Here is a 2,047-nt window from a genome sequence, read left to right as displayed (position 1 = left end):
TGGATTCTCTCTGGCGCCTGAGGAAAAAATGCAGGCAGAAACTCCGCGCAACGCCAAGGGCTGGATGAGAGCGCACATGCAAAGCGGCACCTACAGCGAAATTCTCGATCAACCCGCGTTCGCTGCCCGAATTGACCTGCAGCAAGCGTTCGACAACAGCCGTTCATTCCGCAAGTTGTGCAAAGAGTGGCAAACCCATGTTGCCGCCCGAGCCTGAGGCTCAGGAGAATTGCCAGCACCGCTGGTGAACGATGGCCTCGACAAGACGCCGGTCACCGGGTCAGTGCGCCCGACGCGGCTCGAAGCCGGGATCAATGACGGCCTGGCCATCGAAAAGCGAAGGCTGGACCTTGGCCTTGATGCCACACAGCCGCAGGCGCTTGCGCAAGGTCTGCACCGCAATTCGCAGGTCCGCGGAAAGCGCGTCGGCATCCCAGTCGAACCTGATCAGCAACAGCACATAGGCCGACGCCTCGGAGTAGCTGTGCCGGACCATCTTCGCGTAGTCGACGTCGTCCTCTGCCTGCTGCAGCCGCACCAACGGGTCGGAATCCAGCGGTGAGGTGAGCAAGCGTGCCAAGGCGCTTGCGGCAAATTCGGAATCTTCCTGGTCCCAGTCCTTGTCGAGGCGAACTGCGTGTCGCATCTGCTTCTCGGCAAACTTCACGAGCTTGCAGTAGAGCCACTTCAGCACGGACTGCTGATCCGCAGGATCGCCGAAATCGACCGGATAGCCTCGTCGCTGTCCGATGTCGGCCGCGACAAGCCAAGCTTCCTGCTTGACGTCTTCGACACTCATGTCACCACGCGTCGCGCCGGCGATTCGTCGCAGTGCAGCGGCCTGGCCCCTCAGAAAGTCGCTGATGGCCCGCATGACAGCGCGGGCTCAGCAGGCGAGAACCAGTTCAATGCCCATGATCGCCTTGGTAACGCCCGAGGTCGCAATGGTTCCGAAAGATGCTCAACCCAGCCGCGATCCCTTCGGCAGTCGCGCCGCCAGCCACTCGTGCACGTCGGCCCGGATGTGCCGGCCTTCAAGCAGGAAGCCTTCGAAGCGACTCGGCACGTACGGCAGGTACACCAGCGGCATGCGGGCCTCCTCGGGCGTGCGGGCGGCCTTGCGGCCGTTGCACGCGGCGCAGGCGGTGACGAGGTTCATCCATGTCCAGCCGCCGCCGCGGGACTCCGGCACGATGTGTTCGCACTGCAGGTCGCGCTCCGGAAAGCACTGGCTGCAGTACGCACAGGTCATGCGGTCGCGGCGGAACAGCTTGCCCTTGCTGAAGGCCGGTACCACGTCGAAGAGGTTGACGCTCGACGCACCGCGCAACGCGATGATCGGGTGCACGTCGATCACCGACTGACGGCCGCGTGCGACGTTGAAACCACCGCGCAGCGTGGCCAGCGGGCCATCGCCGTCGACCCAGGCCACCGCATCCGCAGCCACGTGCGAAGCAGCATGCTCCAGCGTGATCCACGCCTGGGGCGTGCCCTGGATGTCGAGTTGCAGCACGTGGTTGTGACGAGGGTGCATGGTGGCCTCCTTTCGCGGCCCGGCTGATGAAAACGATGTGTGGTCCCCTCGGTCCGAGTCGAACGGACATGCCCTGCGGCGCCGGCTTCTGAGACCGGTGCGTCTGCCAATTCCGCCACGAGGGGGTTGATCTGAACTGATGGACTCGACGATCCGATTCGAACGGATGCGGGCTTGCGCCGTCTGGTTTGCAGCCAGATGCCTTCGACCACTTGGCTACGTCGAGATGGGGTTGCTGGTGCCTCGTGCACGACTCGAACGTGCGACCTCCGGCTTCGTAGGCCGGCGCTCTGATCCAACTGAGCTAACGAGGCTCTCCTGTCTTGTGGCGCCCCGTGCGGGAGTCGAACCCGCGGCTTCCGGCTAGACAGGCCGGCACTCTGGCCACTGAGTCAACGGAGCATTCAATCCATCCGGTCACGGGTTCCGGCGCCGCCCAATCGTTGCGGCCGATTTGTTTGATCTGGTATCGCGGGCGGGATTCGAGGCGACCTGTCTGTTATCGAAAAGAGA

2 protein-coding genes, 4 tRNA genes and 1 pseudogene are annotated in these 2,047 nt (G+C 63.6%); 1 reads left to right on the top strand and 6 read right to left on the bottom strand.

Annotated elements, in window-relative coordinates; genetic code table 11:
• Positions 1-217: pseudogene (locus AC1D15_RS29010) on the top strand (DUF4276 family protein); the annotation flags it as partial.
• 63 nt (positions 218-280) lie between these two features.
• Here the strand turns inward: AC1D15_RS29010 and AC1D15_RS29005 are convergent.
• The 6 genes from AC1D15_RS29005 to AC1D15_RS28980 form a co-directional block, all read right to left on the bottom strand.
• Positions 281-874, bottom strand: coding sequence for a hypothetical protein (locus AC1D15_RS29005; protein WP_477828743.1), 594 nt, complete (start codon positions 872-874; stop codon positions 281-283).
• A gap of 87 nt (positions 875-961) precedes the next feature.
• Positions 962-1,534: an HNH endonuclease gene (locus tag AC1D15_RS29000; RefSeq protein ID WP_477828742.1), complete on the bottom strand. Its 573-nt coding sequence runs from the start codon at positions 1,532-1,534 to the stop codon at positions 962-964.
• A gap of 40 nt (positions 1,535-1,574) precedes the next feature.
• Positions 1,575-1,659 (bottom strand) — tRNA-Leu (locus tag AC1D15_RS28995).
• A gap of 15 nt (positions 1,660-1,674) precedes the next feature.
• A tRNA-Cys gene (locus tag AC1D15_RS28990) sits at positions 1,675-1,760 on the bottom strand.
• Between the two features lie 10 nt (positions 1,761-1,770).
• Positions 1,771-1,848 (bottom strand) — tRNA-Arg (locus AC1D15_RS28985).
• Between the two features lie 12 nt (positions 1,849-1,860).
• A tRNA-Asp gene (locus AC1D15_RS28980) sits at positions 1,861-1,936 on the bottom strand.
• Between the last annotated feature and the right edge of the window lie 111 nt (positions 1,937-2,047).

The organism is Rhizobacter sp. P2_H2 (assembly GCF_056403375.1).
Note: the sequence above shows the minus strand (reverse complement) of the source record. Positions and strands in the feature narration are given on the sequence as shown.

Bases quoted from the DNA above. Each gene is read 5' to 3' on its own strand.
- AC1D15_RS29005 (WP_477828743.1), bottom strand. From the start codon at position 874: ATGCGGGCCATCAGCGACTTTCTGAGGGGCCAGGCCGCTGCACTGCGA.
- AC1D15_RS29000 (WP_477828742.1), bottom strand. From the start codon at position 1,534: ATGCACCCTCGTCACAACCACGTGCTGCAACTCGACATCCAGGGCACG.